Origin of the sequence: Candidatus Seongchinamella marina (assembly GCF_026262685.1) — a bacterium.
In the GTDB taxonomy this organism is placed as follows: domain Bacteria; phylum Pseudomonadota; class Gammaproteobacteria; order Pseudomonadales; family Halieaceae; genus Halioglobus; species Halioglobus marinus.
Genome location: NZ_SHNP01000001.1, coordinates 225,630 through 242,853 on the forward strand (window position 1 = coordinate 225,630; position 17,224 = coordinate 242,853).

The 17,224-nt window shown below is 54.4% G+C and carries 17 protein-coding genes; all 17 read left to right on the forward strand.

Annotated features, from left to right (window positions below; genetic code table 11):
• Positions 1–49 precede the first annotated feature (49 nt).
• Positions 50–1,240, forward strand: a complete 1,191-nt coding sequence (gene fabV / locus EYC87_RS00855) for an enoyl-ACP reductase FabV (RefSeq protein WP_279251192.1) — start codon at positions 50–52, stop codon at positions 1,238–1,240.
• Between the two features lie 3 nt (positions 1,241–1,243).
• On the forward strand, positions 1,244–2,080 hold the full coding sequence (locus EYC87_RS00860; protein ID WP_341474963.1) for an MBL fold metallo-hydrolase: 837 nt from the start codon (positions 1,244–1,246) through the stop codon (positions 2,078–2,080).
• Positions 2,081–2,226: 146 nt separating this feature from the next.
• Positions 2,227–3,813 carry a FadD3 family acyl-CoA ligase gene (locus EYC87_RS00865; RefSeq protein ID WP_279251193.1) on the forward strand — a complete coding sequence of 529 codons (1,587 nt, stop codon included), beginning with the start codon at positions 2,227–2,229 and terminating at the stop codon, positions 3,811–3,813.
• Positions 3,810–4,304: an Lrp/AsnC family transcriptional regulator gene (locus tag EYC87_RS00870; protein ID WP_279251194.1), complete on the forward strand. Its 495-nt coding sequence runs from the start codon at positions 3,810–3,812 to the stop codon at positions 4,302–4,304. Before EYC87_RS00865 ends, EYC87_RS00870 begins: the two co-directional genes overlap by 4 nt.
• Entirely contained in the window at positions 4,294–4,758 is a 465-nt protein-coding gene (locus EYC87_RS00875) for an Lrp/AsnC family transcriptional regulator (RefSeq protein ID WP_279251195.1), read from the forward strand. Before EYC87_RS00870 ends, EYC87_RS00875 begins: the two co-directional genes overlap by 11 nt.
• A gap of 27 nt (positions 4,759–4,785) precedes the next feature.
• Positions 4,786–5,661, forward strand: coding sequence for a CoA transferase subunit A (locus EYC87_RS00880; RefSeq protein ID WP_279251196.1), 876 nt, complete (start codon positions 4,786–4,788; stop codon positions 5,659–5,661).
• A gap of 19 nt (positions 5,662–5,680) precedes the next feature.
• Positions 5,681–6,481: a CoA-transferase subunit beta gene (locus EYC87_RS00885; protein ID WP_279251197.1), complete on the forward strand. Its 801-nt coding sequence runs from the start codon at positions 5,681–5,683 to the stop codon at positions 6,479–6,481.
• Positions 6,482–6,496: 15 nt separating this feature from the next.
• A complete protein-coding gene (locus EYC87_RS00890; RefSeq protein WP_279251198.1) occupies positions 6,497–7,561 on the forward strand; it encodes an NAD(P)H-dependent flavin oxidoreductase in 1,065 nt (354 codons plus the stop codon).
• 21 nt (positions 7,562–7,582) lie between these two features.
• Positions 7,583–8,335 carry an enoyl-CoA hydratase family protein gene (locus EYC87_RS00895; protein ID WP_279251199.1) on the forward strand — a complete coding sequence of 251 codons (753 nt, stop codon included), beginning with the start codon at positions 7,583–7,585 and terminating at the stop codon, positions 8,333–8,335.
• A 21-nt stretch (positions 8,336–8,356) separates the two neighbouring features.
• Positions 8,357–9,523, forward strand: a complete 1,167-nt coding sequence (locus EYC87_RS00900) for an acyl-CoA dehydrogenase family protein (protein ID WP_279251200.1) — start codon at positions 8,357–8,359, stop codon at positions 9,521–9,523.
• 3 nt (positions 9,524–9,526) lie between these two features.
• Positions 9,527–10,573, forward strand: a complete 1,047-nt coding sequence (locus EYC87_RS00905; RefSeq protein WP_279251201.1) for an acyl-CoA dehydrogenase family protein — start codon at positions 9,527–9,529, stop codon at positions 10,571–10,573.
• A gap of 16 nt (positions 10,574–10,589) precedes the next feature.
• Positions 10,590–11,738 (forward strand): acetyl-CoA C-acetyltransferase, encoded by a 1,149-nt coding sequence (locus EYC87_RS00910; RefSeq protein WP_279251202.1) that lies wholly within the window; start codon positions 10,590–10,592, stop codon positions 11,736–11,738.
• 167 nt (positions 11,739–11,905) lie between these two features.
• On the forward strand, positions 11,906–12,793 hold the full coding sequence (locus EYC87_RS00915; protein WP_279251203.1) for an SDR family oxidoreductase: 888 nt from the start codon (positions 11,906–11,908) through the stop codon (positions 12,791–12,793).
• A 15-nt stretch (positions 12,794–12,808) separates the two neighbouring features.
• A complete protein-coding gene (locus tag EYC87_RS00920) occupies positions 12,809–13,981 on the forward strand; it encodes an acyl-CoA dehydrogenase family protein (protein WP_279251204.1) in 1,173 nt (390 codons plus the stop codon).
• Positions 13,978–15,180, forward strand: coding sequence for an acyl-CoA dehydrogenase family protein (locus EYC87_RS00925; RefSeq protein WP_279251205.1), 1,203 nt, complete (start codon positions 13,978–13,980; stop codon positions 15,178–15,180). The genes EYC87_RS00920 and EYC87_RS00925 overlap by 4 nt, the downstream gene beginning before the upstream one ends.
• A 9-nt stretch (positions 15,181–15,189) precedes the next feature.
• The gene (locus EYC87_RS00930; protein ID WP_279251206.1) at positions 15,190–15,981 is read left to right on the forward strand and encodes an SDR family oxidoreductase; all 792 of its coding nucleotides are present in this window, start codon (positions 15,190–15,192) and stop codon (positions 15,979–15,981) included.
• Between the two features lie 29 nt (positions 15,982–16,010).
• A complete protein-coding gene (locus tag EYC87_RS00935; RefSeq protein WP_279251207.1) occupies positions 16,011–17,213 on the forward strand; it encodes an acetyl-CoA C-acyltransferase in 1,203 nt (400 codons plus the stop codon).
• The last annotated feature ends 11 nt before the right edge of the window (positions 17,214–17,224 follow it).

Below are 17,224 nucleotides of genomic sequence, written 5' to 3' on the forward strand. Positions count from 1 at the left end.
GTTTACGTCGGTGAACGCGTTTATTGATGAAGCCAGGAATTGTCGGTCCATGATTATCAAGCCTCGCGTACGCGGTTTTCTTTGTGTCACTACTCATCCTGTGGGTTGTGAAGCCAATGTTAAAAGACAGATCGATTATGTGAAATCCAACGGTGCCATTGAGAACGGCCCGAAGCGGGTGCTGGTGATTGGTTCATCCACTGGCTACGGCCTGGCATCACGGATTACTTCGGCTTTTGGTGCCGGCGCCTCTACCCTGGGGATATTTTTTGAGAAGGAAGGTACTGAGAAAAAACCCGGCACAGCCGGTTGGTACAACTCCGCTGCCTTTCATAAGTTTGCAGACGCCGATGGGATCTACGCCAAGAGCATTAACGGTGATGCGTTCTCCAACGAGATCAAACAAAAAACCATCGACACCATCAAAGCTGACCTGGGTCAGGTGGATCTTGTCGTCTACAGCCTTGCATCGCCGCGCAGGCAGCACCCCCAGACGGGCGAGGTGTTCAATTCGACACTCAAGCCCATTGGCGGTGACACCGTGCAAAAGGGCGTCAATACCGATAAAGAAGAGGTACAGGATTTTCATCTGGAGCAGGCTACGCAGGAAGAAATCGACAATACCGTGGCAGTCATGGGCGGCGAAGACTGGCAAATGTGGATAGAAGCTCTTGATGACGCAGGTGTACTTGCCGATGGCGCCAGGACCACAGCCTATACCTATATTGGCGAGAAACTGACCTGGGATATTTACTGGCACGGCACTATTGGCGCGGCCAAGCAAGACCTCGACAAGCGAGTTATTGATCTTCGTGAGCGCTTGGCAAGCAAAGGCGGCGATGCCCGGGTTTCGGTGCTCAAGGCAGTAGTCACTCAGGCTAGCGCAGCCATACCGGCGATGCCTATTTATCTGGCACTGTTATTTAAGGTGATGAAGGCGCGGGGTATTCACGAGGGTTGTATTGAGCAGGTTGACGGTTTGTTTCGCGATTCTCTATTCAGTGATCAGCCATACCTCGATGAAGATGGCCGACTAAGGGCTGATGGGAAAGAACTTGATCCCGAAATACAGGCTGCTGTGGCCGCTCTGTGGCAGGACATTAATACTGACACGCTGCGCGAGCTCTCCGATTTTGCAGGCTACAAGCAGGAGTTCCTGCAGCTGTTCGGCTTTGAGATTGAGGGCGTCGATTATGGGGCCGATGTGGATACCGTCGCGCCCATTGAGAACATGGTCTAACAAGTGTTAGATCACGGAATCGCCTTTCGTCTCAATTCCCGAGTCCGAAGAATTGTTGCGCCCAATCCGGGGGTGATGACGGGCGCTGGCACCAATACTTATTTGCTGGGCGATGAGCAAGTGGCGGTGTTGGACCCGGGTCCTGCCATTCCAGAACATATCGAAGCGATTCTCGAAGCCGGCGACGGTCGGATTAAATGGATAGTATGTACTCACACACATCCGGATCATTCGCCCGCCTGGAAAGCGATTCACGAGGCCACCGGCGCTGAGGTTCTGGGAGCCTTGCCCGCGGATGATATGTTCCAGGACGATACCTTCAAACCAACCCATGAATTGGTTCATGATGAGGCGCTATGCACAGACGAATTCACTTTGAGGGCGGTGCATACCCCGGGGCATGTGAGTAATCATTTTTGCTTCTTGCTGGAGGAAGAGCACATGCTTTTCGCCGGCGATCATATTATGAACGGTTCCACGGTGGTGATTGTTCCCCCCAGTGGCGATATGAAAGCGTATATCGAATCCCTGCAACTGCTGTTGCGCTATGACCTGCACCTGATCGCTCCCGGGCATGGCGAGGTCATGGAAGACTCAAAGGCGATTGTTGAATGGCTGGTGAATCATCGGCTCAAGCGCGAGGCCAAGGTGATTAAAGGGCTACAACAGACGGGGAGAACTGATCTCGATCATTTGGTAAAAGTGGTTTACGACGATGTATCCGAAGACTTGCATACAATGGCCAAGCTCTCCATGAGCGCCCATTTGATCAAGCTCCACCGGGAAAATCGTGCGTTGCAGCATGAGGAGGATGCAACCTGGGAGCTGATTGAAATTTAGCCATTCCTGTTGCGTATAAGCATCCTCTTTCTTAGATTAAATTACACTATTCGTAAAATATTAAACCAATAATTACGAATATCGCTTGTTTGCCGACCAGAGACTCCCTAGTATAGGTGCCCCTGACTCTCTGGCTCAACCTATTAATGGCAGCAGCTACCTACCAGGCACGAACTCTCCCCCAGCTGGTCGCCCAGTCGGCGCAGGCCTATGGTGACCGAGTGGCGATTACCGATGGCGATGTTCAGCTCACCTATCAGCAACTAGATGCAGCCCGGCGCCAGGCTGCCCGTGCTTTTATGGCGGCTGGTCTTGCGCAGGGCGAACGCATTGCTATTTGGGCGCCCAATATCTACCAGTGGATTATCGCGGCTATAGGCGCGCAGAGTGTGGGTGTTGTACTGGTGCCGCTTAACACCCGGATGAAGGGAGCAGAGGCAGGCTACATTTTGCGCGCGAGTCAGTCGCGGCTGCTATTTACCGTGGCAGATTTCCTCGGGGTGAACTACCCGGCGCTACTCGCGTCAGAGGAGCTTCCCGAACTGCGTAATACGATCCTTTTGGAGGGCCAGGCCGATGGAATGCAATCCTGGGCTGACTTTATCACTGCGGGCGAGGTGGTTGCAGACGCCGAGGTTACAGAGCGCTCCGATGCGCTGACGCCGGACGATACGCTCGATATTCTGTTTACATCCGGTACCACCGGAAACCCCAAGGGTGTAGTGACTTGTCATGGTCAAAATATCCGCACCTTCGAGAACTGGAGTGCGACTGTCGGTCTGTGCAAGGACGACAATTATCTGGTCATTAACCCTTTCTTTCACTCGTTCGGCTACAAGGCCGGTTGGCTGGCCTGTATTATCCGCGGCGCTCATATTTTGCCAGTGAAAAGCTTCGATCTTGATGCGGTAATGAGTCAAATCCAGAGCGACCGGGTGTCTATGATTCCCGGCCCGCCAACCATTTATCAGTCGTTGTTGGCTCACCCCAACCGCAGTGATTACGACCTGTCCAGTTTGCGCCTGGCGGTGACGGGTGCGGCACCCGTGCCAGTGGCTCTGGTTGAACAGATGAGAAAAGAACTGGGCTTTGAAGTAGTGGTTACAGCCTATGGCCTTACCGAGTCCTGCGGTGTGGTGTCGATTTGCCGCGCGGACGATAGTGCACAACGAATTTCTCATACCTCCGGCCGCGCAATGGAAGGGGTGGAAATGAAGTTGGTTGATAACCAAGGTCAGGAAGTCCCCGAGGGTAATGAGGGTGAGATCTGGTTCCGGGGCTTTAATGTGATGCAGGGTTACCTGGATGATCCGGAACAGACAGCGCTCGCCATTACTCCGGACGGGTGGCTGAAAACGGGCGATGTGGGGGTGATGGACGCCGACGGCTACGTGCGGATCACTGATCGCATCAAGGATATGTTTATTGTGGGTGGCTTCAACACCTATCCGGCAGAAATCGAGAATATTTTGTGTAGCATGCCAGGAATCGCGCGAGCTGCCGTTATTGGCGTGCCCGATGCGCGCATGGGTGAAGTGGCGCACGCCTATATTGTTCCCGCAGCAGACGAAGCTATCGACGAGGCTGCGGTTATTGCCTGGGCTAAAGACAATATGGCCAACTATAAAGTGCCACGCACGGTCAGTTTTATAGCAGAGCTGCCGATGAATGCTGGCGGTAAAGTGTTGAAAAATGAATTGCGCGAGCTGGCCGCGAAGGTGCAGGAAGCTTGAATAACATCGCGGCAACAGAAGGTCCGGGCCAGATTGAACTGGACGAAACAGACCAGGGAATTATCGATCTATTGCGTGACGATGGACGCATGGCTTATCGGGCAATTGCGCGTGAGCTGGGAATCACCGAAGCCACTGTGCGTGCGAGGGTAAGGCGTCTTGAAGATTCTGACACCATGCGCGTTGTGGCTGTCACCGATATAGAAGCAGCGGGCTTTGGCATGTTGCTAGCCATAGGTGTGCAGGTCGAAAACCGTGACCCCGAGGCAGTAGCCAGAGACCTGGCCGCTATTGCTGAAGTTTTTTCTGTCAATGTGGTGGTCGGTACTCACGACATAGAGATTTTAGTCGTGGCCCCCGATTCAGCGGGTCTCAACGACTTGTTAAGTGAGACCCTGGGTAGGGTGCCCGGCGTTCGACGATTGACGCCAGCATTGGCTGTGGATGTGCTGAAAAATCAACCCGATTGGGTGCCTTTCCATGGGGCGTGAGCTGGATAAGCTGGACCGCGAGATCGTGGAGAAACTCTCTCCCGATGCCCGCGTCAGTAATCGGCAAATAGCCGACGAGCTAGGTGTGACTGAAGGTACCGTTCGGGCCCGCGTCAAGCGCATGGAAGAGCAAAAGCAGATACGGATCACCGCGGTCACCAATATCGATCGCTTTCGGGACGCCGCGTTGGCGTACATCTGGGTTGAAGTAGAGCGCAGTGACCAGACCAGGGCAATCGCAGAGGCTCTGGCGGAAGTTCCCGAGTTGGGCTTTGTCGGCGTCATGCTGGGCAGGTCAGACATCCTCGCGATTACTATGGTGAAAAACACTGAGCACCTCGCGCGTTTTGTCCACAGCAATATCAGCACCATCCCGGGCGTGCGACGTACCGAGAGTAGCCTGGGTGTAAATTTTTTAAAGCACGACTACCGCATGGCGCGGATAGTCGGTTGAATAAGTTTGTTGAAAAAGGGAAGACAGATGAATAAGCAAATGACGGCCCAGGAAATGGTTGCCGAGCTATCCGATGGCATGACCATTGGTATTGGAGGCTGGGGACCCCGGCGCAAGCCTATGGCGTTGATCCGGGAGATATTGCGTTCAGACCTCAAGAATCTCACCGTCGTCTCTTACGGTGGTGCCGATGTTGGCATGCTGTGCGCAGCAGGAAAAGTGAAGAAGGTTGTTTTCGCTTTTGTGTCCCTGGACTTTATTCCTCTTGAACCATACTTCCGCCAGGCCCGTCAGTCAGGTGCTATTGAGGTGATGGAAATCGATGAGGGCATGATGCTGTTGGGCTTACGTGCCGCGGCATGGGGCCTGCCCTTTATGCCAACTGAAGTGGGACTGGGCACTGATATCGTGAGCAAAAATCCGGGCATTAAGGTCATCGACAGTCCTTACGACGAAAAAGAGTGGGTGGCTATGCCCGCGCTTAAACTGGATGCCTCTTTGATCCACGCCGACCGGGCAGACACTCGCGGCGTTTGCCAGATCGCGGGTCCCGACCACTACATGGACGACTGGTTCGCCCGAGCGGCAGACAAAACTTATGTGTCGTGCGATGAGCTGGTGGACACAGCATTTTTCCATGATCCGGTGCAAGCCCGCATGGTGCACTGGGAGCGTTCCCAGACCACAGGCGTTGTTCCTGTTGCCGGCGGTGCTCATCCCACATCTTGCTCACCGATGTACGGCTTCGATGTGCCCCACTTCAAGGCTTACACCGCTTCAGCCAAAGATGAAGCAGGTTTTAAGGGATACCTGGATAAGCACCTGGGAGCGAGCGAAGAGGAATACCAGCAGAGCGTGGGCGGCCTCGATGCCATCCGTGCAATTGAGTTACCCACCTACTAACTGGCGCAGGAGAGAAACAATGACAGCAGCAACTGATTATACCCTCGCCGAACTTTGCATCGTGGCAGCGAGCAAGGCATTTGAGTCTGATGGCGAAGTACTGGCCACGGGTATTGGGGTGATTCCCCGTCTGGCGGCAAGTCTGACCATGAAAACAACCAATCCCGATTTGATGATGACCGACTCGGAAGCATGGTTGTTAAGTGAGCCTAATCCGCTGGGCAAGCGTGCAGATGATTTTGTTCCCGCGGCAGAAACCTGGATGGGTTTTTCGCGCATCTTCGATAACGTTTGGAGCGGTCGCCGACACGCGATGTTGGGTCCCACCCAGATCGACAAATTCGGGCAGACCAATACCTCAGCGCTGGGCGGTACTTATGATGCGCCTAAGGTAATGATGTTGGGCGCGCGAGGTTTTCCGGGTAACTCGATCTCTCACCCCAACAGCTTTTTTGTGCCCAGTCACAATACGCGGGTATTCATGGACGGGGAGTGCGACTTTGTTTCCTCGGTCGGCTACAACCCGGCGCGTTTACCCAAGGGTCATAGCCTGGATGATATTGATATCCGTTTGGTGGTGACCGACCTTTGCGTTATGGATTTTGGTGGCCCGGATCACCAGGTTCGCCTGGTGTCCCTGCACCCCGGAGTGACTGCAGAGCAAGTGCAGGACAACACCGGTTACCCGGTTGTAATACCTGAGGAGGTTGCGGTTACCGCTGCACCTACCCAGGAGCAGTTGGATATTATTGCTGCGATGGACCCGCACAACCAGCGGGCCTATCAGATCAAAGACAATCCCCCCGGGGACAGGTCCTGAGTCGAGGTTTGAACCATGCTTGAAACACGTCTGACAGAACTATTGGGATGCAAGTACCCCATTGTGCAAACTGCAATGGGATGGGTTGCAGAACCCCGGTTAGTGGCCGGTAGCTGCAATGCGGGAGGCTTTGGCTTTCTCGCTGGCGCAACGATTCCTCCCGAGGAAATGGAGCGCGATATTCTGCGAGTGAAAGAGCTGACAGACAAACCCTTTGGCGTGAACTTTCACATGTACCAGCCCAATGCGGCCGACATCGTGGACATGGTCATTCGTCATGGCGTTAGAGCCGTCAGTTACTCCCGCTCACCTGGCCCTGAGTTCATTAAAAAGTTGAAGGATGCGGGCGTCATCTGTATGCCTACCGTGGGTCTTCCCAAGCACGCGATCAAAGCCGTTGAGTTGGGCGCGGATGCAGTCACTGTGCAAGGCGGAGAAGGCGGTGGACACACCGGCTCAGTACCCACAACGTTGCTTATTCCGCAGGTGATTGATGCTGTGGGTCAGCAAGTGCCCGTGGTGGCTGCCGGAGGCTTTAAAGATGGCCGTGGTCTGACGGCTGCGCTGGCCTGGGGTGCAGATGGTATCGCCATGGGGACTCGCTTTTTGATGACAGAGGAGAGCCCGGTCCCAAGAGAGACTCTACAACGCTATATCGACTGTAAAAATCCCGGAACGATTATCGTGTCCAAGGCCATGGACGGGCTGCCCCAGCGGATGATCATGAACGAGTTGCTGACTGAGCTGGAGAAAGCCAGCACCCTGCGCAAACTGATCATAGCCATGCGTAATGGGCTTGCGTTTCGCCAACACACCGGCGCGACGTTTTTCTCTTTATTGAAGTCGGCCATTGCCATGGGCAAGGACGACGATATGACTGCCGCGCAGGCCATTATGTCAGCCAACGCCCCGATGATTATTCAAAAAGCGATGGTAGATGGGCAGCCATCCCAGGGTGTGCTTCCCTCAGGACAGGTAGCAGGTGTTATCGACGAACTGATGACCTGTGAAGCGCTAATTACATCGATTGTGGCAGAGGCGGAACAAAGTCTCTCCCGACTGGCGCAGCGCGCCATCTGAATTTTTAACAGGAGCTGAAAAATGTCTACTCCCTTTACGACTAACATTAGCGACGGCATTGCAGAAATGATTCTCGATCATCCGCCGGTAAACGCTTTTGACAGTGCTGGCTGGTTTGCCATTGCCGACGAGATTGATGCGCTTGGCGTTAATGACGATGTCAGGGTGATAGTCATTGCGGCTGCAGGCAAGGGTTTTTGTGCCGGTGTTGATATCAAGGAACTTGCCGCCGACAGCAGCAAAATCGTCGACGTAAACAAGGGTAATTATGAGACATTTCGGGCAATCCATCGCAATCCTAAACCGGTGATCGTTGCCCTGCATAGCTTTGTGCTCGGCGGTGGTATTGGCATGGCGGGAGCGGCAGATATTATTCTTTGCTCGGATTGTGCGCGTTTTGGTGTGCCGGAAATTGATCGTGGAGCGATGGGTGGCGGTGCTCACCTGCAGCGAATGTTCCCGGTGCAGAAAGTGCGATACATGTACTTCACCGGTGAATTCATTGACGCCCAGGAGGCTTATCGCCTTGGGGCGGTAGAGCGCGTTGTCCCACTCGAACAATTGTTGCCAACGGCCCGCGAGATTGCCGGGAAAATTGCTGAAAAATCGCCGGCGATGGTCAAGCTTGCCAAGGAAGCACTCACTGGCATTGAAGACGGCAACCTCGAAGACAAGTATCGCTGGGAGCAGGGTTTTACCCTGGAGGCTTACACAATGGGTGACTCTCAGGAATCGCGAGATGCGTTCGTGCAAAAGCGCGACGCAGAGTTTTAAGGTTTAAGAGAAAGTACGGCTATGGATTTAAGTTATACAGACGAACAACAAGCGTTTCGCGAGGAAGTACGCAGCTGGCTAGAGGCTAACGCCCCTGCCCAGGCGCTGCAGTCCTTCGATACCGAGTTGGGCTTTGAGCAACACCGGGAATGGGAAGCAACCTTGAACAAAGGTCGTTGGGGCATGGTGACCTGGCCAGAGGCATTGGGTGGACGAGGCTGTGACCTTATCGAATGGCTGATTTTTGAAGAAGAGTACTACAAAGCAGGTGCGCCGCTACGAGTTAATCAGAACGGCATTTTCCTGCTCGGGCCCACGTTGATGGAGTATGGCACCGAGGAACAGAAAGCGCGCATTCTGCCAAAAATGGCGAATGGCGAAGAGGTCTGGGCACAGGGTTGGTCTGAACCCAACGCGGGCTCCGACATGGCTGCAATCCGCTCCACGGCAAAGCTTGAGGGCGACAAGTACATTATTAACGGCCAAAAGACCTGGTCTACCCGGGCCGTATGGGCTGACTGGTGTTTCGGCATGTTTCGTACCGACCCGGATTCAGAACGACACCGTGGCTTAACCTTCATTCTCGTGCCCCTGGACTCGCCGGGTATTACCGTGCGGCCGATACCACAGTTGGACGGGTTGCCCGGGTTTGCAGAAATCTTTTTCGATAACGTAGAAGTGTCTGTCGACAACCGCTTGGGTGATGAAGGCGCAGGCTGGAGCGTAGCCATGGCGACCGCAGGCTTTGAGCGCGGGCTAATGCTGCGTTCTCCAGCCCGGTTCCAGGAAACCGCGCGACGGTTGGTAGAACTTTATAAGGAAAATCGAGAATCAGCAGAAACAGATCCCGCGGTAAAAGAGGCGGTGATGCGCGCTTATATGGATGCTGAGAGTTATTGTCTCACCACCTATCAAACGGCGTGTCGCCTCAATAAAGGCGGGAAAATTGGCGCTGAATCCTCCACCAACAAAATTTTTTGGTCTGAACTAGACCAGAATATGCACGCGACTGCCATGAGTATTCTCGGTGCGCGCGCTGAACTGCTACCGCATGCACCAAACGCGAAAGGGGTAGGTAATTGGCTGGACGGCTGGTTGTTCTCCCAGTCCGGACCCATCTATGCAGGGACCAACGAGGTCCAGCGCAATATTATCGCTGAAAGAATGCTGGGCATGCCGAGGAAATAAATCATGGACTTTACCTTTACTGAAGATCAGTTGTTATTTCAGGATTCGGTGCGCGATTTCCTGGTAAATGAGATTACCCCTGAGCGTATCAGGGCCAGTTGGGAATCCGAAAGCGGACGCGATTCTGCACTTTGGTCTCAATTGGCTGAGCTTGGGCTAACTGGTATGACTGTGCCAGAAGCCTACGGCGGCCTGGGCATGAGCGCGTTGGATTTTGTATTGCTGGCTCAGGAGTGTGGCTATGTGGCCCTGCCGGAGCCTTTGGTAAACAGCGCTCTGGTTGCTGTGCCTTTGTTGGTTGATATAGGCGGTGAGTTGGCGGATCAATGGTTGCCGAAAGTCGCCACGGGCGAAGCCAAAGTGGTGGTTGGACTGGAGCAGAATTTGCTGGTTGAAGACGCACATGTCGCTGACCTGTTGCTCCTGCAACAGGGTGACTCGCTGGTGGCGGCAACCGCTGACGCGGTCAGCTTGATTCATAACGAATCTGTAGATCCTTCGCGCAAGCTGTTTGCAGTTTCGGTTGCTGGAGGAGCGGCTGTTGTTGCCAATGGCGACCAGGCACAGTCCCTGATTCAAAGTTCATTGGACAGAGGCGCACTTGGCGCGGCGGCACAAGCGCTAGGGCTGGCCCAACGCATGATCGATCTCTCTGTGCAGTACACCAGCGATCGTAAACAGTTTGGCCAGGCGATCGGTGCTTTTCAGGCGGTTAAGCATCACATGGCTAATGTGGCCGTGTGTCTGGAGTATGCAAAAGCGCCTGTCCACCGCGCCGCTTATTCAATCGCTTGCAAAGAATCTGTCGCCTCCCATGCGGTGTCACAGGCAAAACTCAATGCCTGTGAGGCAGCTAACCTGGCAGCGAAAAACTGCATTCAGGTGCACGGCGCCATGGGATACACCTGGGAAGTCGATTTGCATATATACATGAAGAAAGCCTGGGCCATGGCCAATAGCTGGGGCGACGCCGGTTTCCACAAGACACGTGTGGCAAACCACATTTTTACTGACGGCGCGGCACTAGGTGCCGGCGCTACCTTTGCCTGAAGAGAGGAATAGAACAATGGCAGATGCCTATATAGTAGATGCAGTACGCTCCCCCACTGGTCGTCGTAAAGGCGGCTTGGCCCACATGCACGGCGCCGACCTGGGCGCTCATGTGTTGAGAGCCTTGGTTGATCGTAATGGCATTCCCGAGAATGACTATGAGGATGTTATGTTTGGCTGCCTGGACGCTATTGGTCCCCTGGCTGGTGACATAGCAAGAACCTGTTGGTTGGCGGCGGGACTATCGGATGAAGTGCCTGGGGTTACTATTGATCGGCAATGTGGCTCGTCCCAGCAGGCGGTGCATTTTGCAGCACAGGCAGTCATGGCTGGCGTTAACGACGTAGTCATTGCGGGTGGGGTGCAAACCATGACCCAGATTCCGATCTCTTCCGCCATGACCGCCGCCCAGCCCATGGGTTTTAGTGACCCCTTCAGTGGATCACCTGGTTGGGTCGCACGTTACGGCGATACTCCGCCAACACAATTTCGTTCAGCGCAGATGATCGCCGACAAATGGAACTTCAGTCGCGAAGAACTTGAGGTTTACTCTCTCGAGTCTCATGCACGCGCTCTTAAGGCGATTGAAGAGGGGCGCTTAGACCGAGAAATCGTCCCGCTCGAAGGCGTAGAGATGGACGAGACTCCGCGCCATTCAACGCTGGAAAAAATGGCAGAACTGGATTTTCTGTTCGGCTGCGACAAAGTTACCGCCGGCGTATCCAGCCAAACCTGTGACGGTTCCTCCGCCATGCTGATTGTGTCCGAGGATGCGCTTAAGCGCTATAACTTGACACCGCGCGCCCGTATTGCCCACATGAGCGTGCGAGCTGCCGACCCTATCTGGATGTTGACCGCGCCAATTCCCGCTACCGAATATGCATTAAAGAAGTCCGGTATGAGCCTGGCAGATATCGACCTGGTCGAAATAAATGAAGCCTTTGCCTCCGTGCCCATGGCGTGGCTGAAGGAAACCGGCTACGACCACGCCAAGACCAACGTTAATGGCGGTGCAATTTCCCTGGGTCACCCACTGGGTGCCACCGGCACCAAATTAATGACCACCCTGCTGCATGAGTTGGAGCGCAGTGGCGGCAGGTACGGTCTGCAGACGATGTGCGAAGGCGGCGGTCAGGCCAACGTAACCATTATCGAACGGCTGTAAATCAGTTGGATAGACGATACAGCTGGTGGTAGGTAGGAGGTGATGGGCGGACCGTCTGCAGCATGAATGCTGCAGCCGAGCCTACAGGGAAGTGTTTACGGCGTGTCCGGTAATCACTTCCTGCCTTCCGCAGGCGAGCAAACAAGAACACAGATAGGACTTAGAAAATGGCAGGAATTCTTGAAGGAAGGGTAGCGATTGTCACCGGCGCCGGTGGCGGCCTGGGAGCAGCTCACGCGCGAGTGTTTGCCGCTGAGGGCTGTGCCGTCATTGTTAATGATATCAACACCGATGCCGCACAGGCTGTGGTTGACGAAATCACCGCAGCCGGCGGAAAAGCAGAAGTCAACAGCTCCGACATCACCCACTACGACGATAGCCTCAATGCTGTAAAGCAGGCCATTGCCAGCTTTGGTGATCTGCATATTGTGCTCAACAATGCCGGTGTTAACCGCGATCGCATGTTTGCTTCCATGACGGAAGCCGAGTGGGACACCATCATGTCAGTGCACCTGAAAGGTCACTTTTGTATCAGCTCTCATGCGGTGCATTACTGGCGCGGTCAGTCCAAAGAAGGCAAGCCCGTTGACGGACGTATTATTAATACGACTTCAGGCGCAGGCTTGCAGGGGTCTATCGGCCAGTCCAACTATGCTGCTGCCAAGGCCGGCATTGCGGCACTGACGTTGAATCAGGCCGCTGAGCTAGGTCGTTATGGTATTACCGCTAACGCCGTTGCTCCCTCCGCAAGAACGGGCATGACCAGCGCCGTACCGGAGATGGCAGAACGCATGAAAAAGCCTGAAGACGGCAGCTTCGACCATTTTGCTCCAGAGAACGTATCGAATCTGCTGGCCTGGCTAGGCAGTGCCGAAGCGGCTGACGTCAGCGGTCGGGTATTTGAAGCAGAAGGTGGGCGTATTTGCCTTTGTGATGGCTGGCGTACTACCGAAGGTGTTGATCGCGGTGCACAGTGGGCGCCCGCTGAAATTGGCACAGCGATGAAAGAATTGCTGGAACAAGAGGTACCCGCGCAGAAAGTCTGGGGTAGCTGAGCTCAAGAGGTCACTATGGAATTTGCGTTTACAGAAGAGCAGGAAATGATCCGCGACACGGCGGCGGCATTTTTAGCGGAAGTCTCAGACAGCGAAGCGATACGTCAAGTGATGGCCACACAACAGGGCTATGACCCGGCGCTGTGGCAGCGTATTTGCGGGGAAATGTACTGGCAGGCGATTCATATCCCTGAAGCCTATGGCGGTATGGGTCTTGGCTACGTGGAAGTAGTGGCCATGATGGAGCAAATGGGAAAACATTTGCTGTGTTCACCTTTTTTTTCAACGGTCTGCCTGGCCAGTAACGCGCTGCTTGTGGCGGGTACTGAGGAGCAGAAGTCACTGTGGCTGGGCAAGCTTTGTGAGAGCGCATTGACGGCAACTGTTGCTTTTAATGGCGGCAGCAGTAGTTGGAACGCTGACGCTATTACCGCAACCTGGAAAAGAAGCGGTGATGATTTTGTGCTCAATGGTAACTACCGTTACGTGGTTGATGGGCATACCTCTGAGCTATTGATCGTTGCTGCCCGTGAGCAAGGCAGCACTGCTGAGGATGGCATTAGCTTGTTTCTTTTGCCCGCTGCAACGGCGGGAGTGACCAGCGAGTGGCTGCCCACGATGGATCAGGCCCGCAAGCAGGCCAGTGTCGATTTGAGCTCTGTCACTGTCGGCGCTGAAGCACTCATGGGCGAGGCCGGTCGGGGTTGGAGTCAACTGGCGAAAGTATTGGATCTGGCTGCGATTGCACTTGCTGCAGAGCAAGTGGGTGGCTGTCAGCAGTTGCTGGATATGACTGTTGAATATACCTCGGAGCGGGTGCAGTTTAATCGCACCATCGCCAGCTTCCAGGCGGTTAAACACAAGGCGGCTGACATGATGTTGCAAACAGAGGTCGCCCGCTCGGGCATTTACTATGCCGCCTGTGTAGCGCAGGAAGCGCTCTTCGGGGGCGAGTTGGCCGTCGAGCTGCCGGAAGCAGCGAGTATTGCAAAATCGTATTGTTCCGACGCTTACTTCGCGATTGCCGGCGACAGCATGCAGCTGTTTGGCGGCGTGGGTTTTACCTGGGAATACGATGTGCACCTCTACTTTAAAAGAGCGAAATCGTCTGAGCAGATGCTGGGCGGCGGCTCGGTGCATCGCGAGCGCATTGCCGTGGCCTTGTTGGATGAGGGAGTCGTTTCATGAAGTTGAGTTTCAGTGCACAAGACGAGCAGTTTCGCACCGAAGTAGCTGGCTGGCTAAATGCCAACCTCACGGGTGAATTTGAAAAGCTCAAGTTTCGCGGCGGTCCCGGCGATGAGCATATGTACCCCGAAGAGCGAAAAGCCTGGGAAAAAAAGCTGGCTGAGGGAGGCTGGACTTGCGTTGGTTGGCCCGCGGAGCACGGTGGCAGGGCTTGTTCGATTGAGCAACAGGTTATCTTCTTCGAAGAATATGCCAGGGCCGGTGCGCCCGGACGCGTGGGGCATATTGGTGAGGGCCTCACTGGTCCGACACTTATCGCATTTGGATCAGAGGCGCAAAAAGAGAAGTATCTTCCGGGCATTGTGTCGGGCGAGGAGCTCTGGTGCCAGGGGTATTCTGAACCTGGAGCGGGATCAGATTTGGCGAATGTGAAAACGAAGGCGCGTTTCGATGAAGATCGCGGGCAGTGGATTCTTAATGGCCAAAAAGTATGGACGTCCCTGGCGCATGAGGCAGACTACTGTTTTGTGATTGCCCGCACCGACCCCGACTCTGTGGCGCACAAAGGCCTGGGTTTTTTCTTGATCAAAATGGATCAGCCCGGTGTTGAAATTCGGCCTATCGAGCAAATCACCGGCACGTCTGAATTTAATGAAGTTTTCTTCGACGAGGCCGAGTGTGATGCGCAGGACATTGTTGGCGCCCCCGGTGATGGTTGGAAGGTTGCGATGGGGTTGTTGGGTTTTGAGCGTGGCGTATCCACTCTAGGTCAGCAAATGCAATTTCAGAATGAATTAGATGAAGTCGTCGCGCTGGCAAAAACAAACGGGGCTGCGCGCGACCCCATCATTCGCCAGCGCATCGCAAGAGCGCATGCGGAGCTCAAAATTATGCGGTACAACTCTATGCGCATGCTATCGGGCCAGAGTGGTAGCGATGGTTCATTGCAAAAGGAAGCGCTGATCTACAAATTGTTTTGGGCAACCTGGCATCGCGGGCTGGGCGAGCTGGCGATGGATGTGATGGGCCCAGAGTGTGAAATACTCGACGACGGCCCCTACGAACTTAATCGCTTGCAGTCCATGTATCTGTTTGTGCGCTCGGACACTATTTACGGCGGTACTAATCAAATCCAACGCAACATTATCGCCGAGCGTGGCCTGGGAATGCCTAAGGAACCACGAGTGACGGCGAAATAGAGGTTATCCATGAATTTAAAAGCACCTGAATATGTGCAAGGTCACGGTCTGATCAAGGGTAAATCCGTATTGATTACTGCGGCCGCTGGCGCGGGGATCGGTTTCTCGGCAGCGACAAGGGCGGCGGAAGAAGGCGCCAGGGCAATTGTACTGAGTGACATCCATGTGGGTCGCCTGGAAGCAGCGGTTGCAAAGCTGCGAGAGGAGACCGGGCTGCAGCAAGTCTACGCAAAGGTGGGTAACGTTGCTGTTGAAGAGGACGTGCAAGCCCTGGTGGATTTCGCTGAGACGGAAACAGATGGGGTAGATATCCTGATCAATAATGCGGGTCTTGGAACGTCCAAACTGCTGATTGAAATGGAAGATGACGAATGGAATCGGGTTATAGATGTCACCCTCAATGGCACGATGCGCATGACCCGATACATGATGAAGATTATGAAGGCTAGAGGGCAGGGCGGCGTTATTGTTAATAACGCTTCGGTGCTTGGCTGGCGGGCACAACAAGAGCAGGCGCATTATGCAGCGGCAAAGGCCGGCGTGATGGCGCTGACGCGCTGCGCTGCGCTGGAAGCGGCAGAGTTTAACGTGCGTATTAATGCAGTGTCGCCATCTATCGTGCTGCACCCCATGTTGCGCAAATCTGCGTCAGAAGAATTGCTGGCTGAACTGGAGTCGAAGGAGGCCTATGGTCGTGCCGCTGAAGCCTGGGAAGTTGCTAACGTAATGATGTTCCTCGCTTCGGACTACTCAAGCTACATGACCGGAGAAATTGTCTCCTGTTCCAGTCAACGTTCCTGAAAAAAGACACAAGTTATCGGAGATAAACCATGAGAGAAGCTGTCATCGTATCCACCGCCAGAACCGGTCTTGCCAAATCATTTCGCGGTGGTTTCAATAACACTGAGGCGCCGGCTATGGGTGGCCACGTGGTCCGCGCGGCCGTCGAGCGCGCAGGAATAGACCCTGCACAAGTGAACGACTGTATTTTTGGTGCAGCGGCCCAGCAGGGCACCCAGGGTTATAATATTGGGCGCCTTAGTGGGATTGCAGGCGGACTGCCGGATTCGGTTGCCGGGATGGCCATTGAGCGCCAGTGCTCATCGGGACTGATGTCAATCGCGACTGCTGCCAAAAGCATTATCTGCAACGAATACGACATTGCTGTAGCGGGCGGGGTGGAGTCTATTTCGCTGGTGCAGACCAAACACAAAAACGCTTATCGCAGCGTCTCCGAAACTGTCACTGCTATCGACCCCACGGCTTATATGCCCATGCTGGAAACGGCCGAGGTGGTGTCTGACCGCTATGGCATCAGCCGTGAAGCGCAAGATAGCTATTCTCTCCAAAGCCAGCAGCGCACCGCTGCGGCCCAAGAGGCGGGTTTGTTTGATGATGAAATCGTGCCAATGAACGCGACCAAGGCCGTTTTTAACCGTGAGACCAAGGAAACAAGCTATGAAGATGTTGTTGTCGACAGGGACGATTGCAATCGCCCCTCGACCACCATCGAGAGCCTGGCAGGCCTGGACCCGGTGTTCAAGGACGGTCAGTGGGTTAAGGAAGGGCGCTTCATCACCGCAGGCAATTCATCACAATTATCAGATGGTGCTTCGGCTTGCGTGGTGATGGACTCTAAGATGGCCGAGCAGCAAGGGCTTTCACCCATAGGCATTTATCGTGGTTTGGCCGTTGCTGGCTGTCATTCAGATGAGATGGGTATTGGTCCGGTGTTCGCGGTGCCCCAATTGCTCAAGCGCCATGGGTTGGCGATAGGTGATATTGATCTTTGGGAACTGAACGAAGCCTTTGCCTGTCAGGTGATCCATTGTCGTGGCGAATTGGGTATCGATAACGACAAGCTCAATGTTAACGGCGGTTCTATTTCTATCGGCCACCCCTTTGGTATGAGCGGGGCTCGCATGGTTGGCCATGCATTGCTGGAGGGCAAGCGCCGGGGTGCCAAGCGGGTGGTTGTTACCATGTGCATAGGTGGCGGTATGGGCGCAGCGGGGCTTTTTGAGGTCGCCTGATTTTTTTCTGC

Excerpts from the sequence above, each read along its gene's own strand:
- fabV (WP_279251192.1), top strand. The coding sequence starts at position 50 with ATGATTATCAAGCCTCGCGTACGCGGTTTTCTTTGTGTCACTACTCAT.
- EYC87_RS00865 (WP_279251193.1), top strand. The coding sequence starts at position 2,227 with ATGGCAGCAGCTACCTACCAGGCACGAACTCTCCCCCAGCTGGTCGCC.
- EYC87_RS00875 (WP_279251195.1), top strand. The coding sequence starts at position 4,294 with ATGGGGCGTGAGCTGGATAAGCTGGACCGCGAGATCGTGGAGAAACTC.
- EYC87_RS00880 (WP_279251196.1), top strand. The coding sequence starts at position 4,786 with ATGAATAAGCAAATGACGGCCCAGGAAATGGTTGCCGAGCTATCCGAT.
- EYC87_RS00885 (WP_279251197.1), top strand. The coding sequence starts at position 5,681 with ATGACAGCAGCAACTGATTATACCCTCGCCGAACTTTGCATCGTGGCA.
- EYC87_RS00890 (WP_279251198.1), top strand. The coding sequence starts at position 6,497 with ATGCTTGAAACACGTCTGACAGAACTATTGGGATGCAAGTACCCCATT.
- EYC87_RS00895 (WP_279251199.1), top strand. The coding sequence starts at position 7,583 with ATGTCTACTCCCTTTACGACTAACATTAGCGACGGCATTGCAGAAATG.
- EYC87_RS00900 (WP_279251200.1), top strand. The coding sequence starts at position 8,357 with ATGGATTTAAGTTATACAGACGAACAACAAGCGTTTCGCGAGGAAGTA.
- EYC87_RS00905 (WP_279251201.1), top strand. The coding sequence starts at position 9,527 with ATGGACTTTACCTTTACTGAAGATCAGTTGTTATTTCAGGATTCGGTG.
- EYC87_RS00910 (WP_279251202.1), top strand. The coding sequence starts at position 10,590 with ATGGCAGATGCCTATATAGTAGATGCAGTACGCTCCCCCACTGGTCGT.
- EYC87_RS00915 (WP_279251203.1), top strand. The coding sequence starts at position 11,906 with ATGGCAGGAATTCTTGAAGGAAGGGTAGCGATTGTCACCGGCGCCGGT.
- EYC87_RS00920 (WP_279251204.1), top strand. The coding sequence starts at position 12,809 with ATGGAATTTGCGTTTACAGAAGAGCAGGAAATGATCCGCGACACGGCG.
- EYC87_RS00925 (WP_279251205.1), top strand. The coding sequence starts at position 13,978 with ATGAAGTTGAGTTTCAGTGCACAAGACGAGCAGTTTCGCACCGAAGTA.
- EYC87_RS00930 (WP_279251206.1), top strand. The coding sequence starts at position 15,190 with ATGAATTTAAAAGCACCTGAATATGTGCAAGGTCACGGTCTGATCAAG.
- EYC87_RS00935 (WP_279251207.1), top strand. The coding sequence starts at position 16,011 with ATGAGAGAAGCTGTCATCGTATCCACCGCCAGAACCGGTCTTGCCAAA.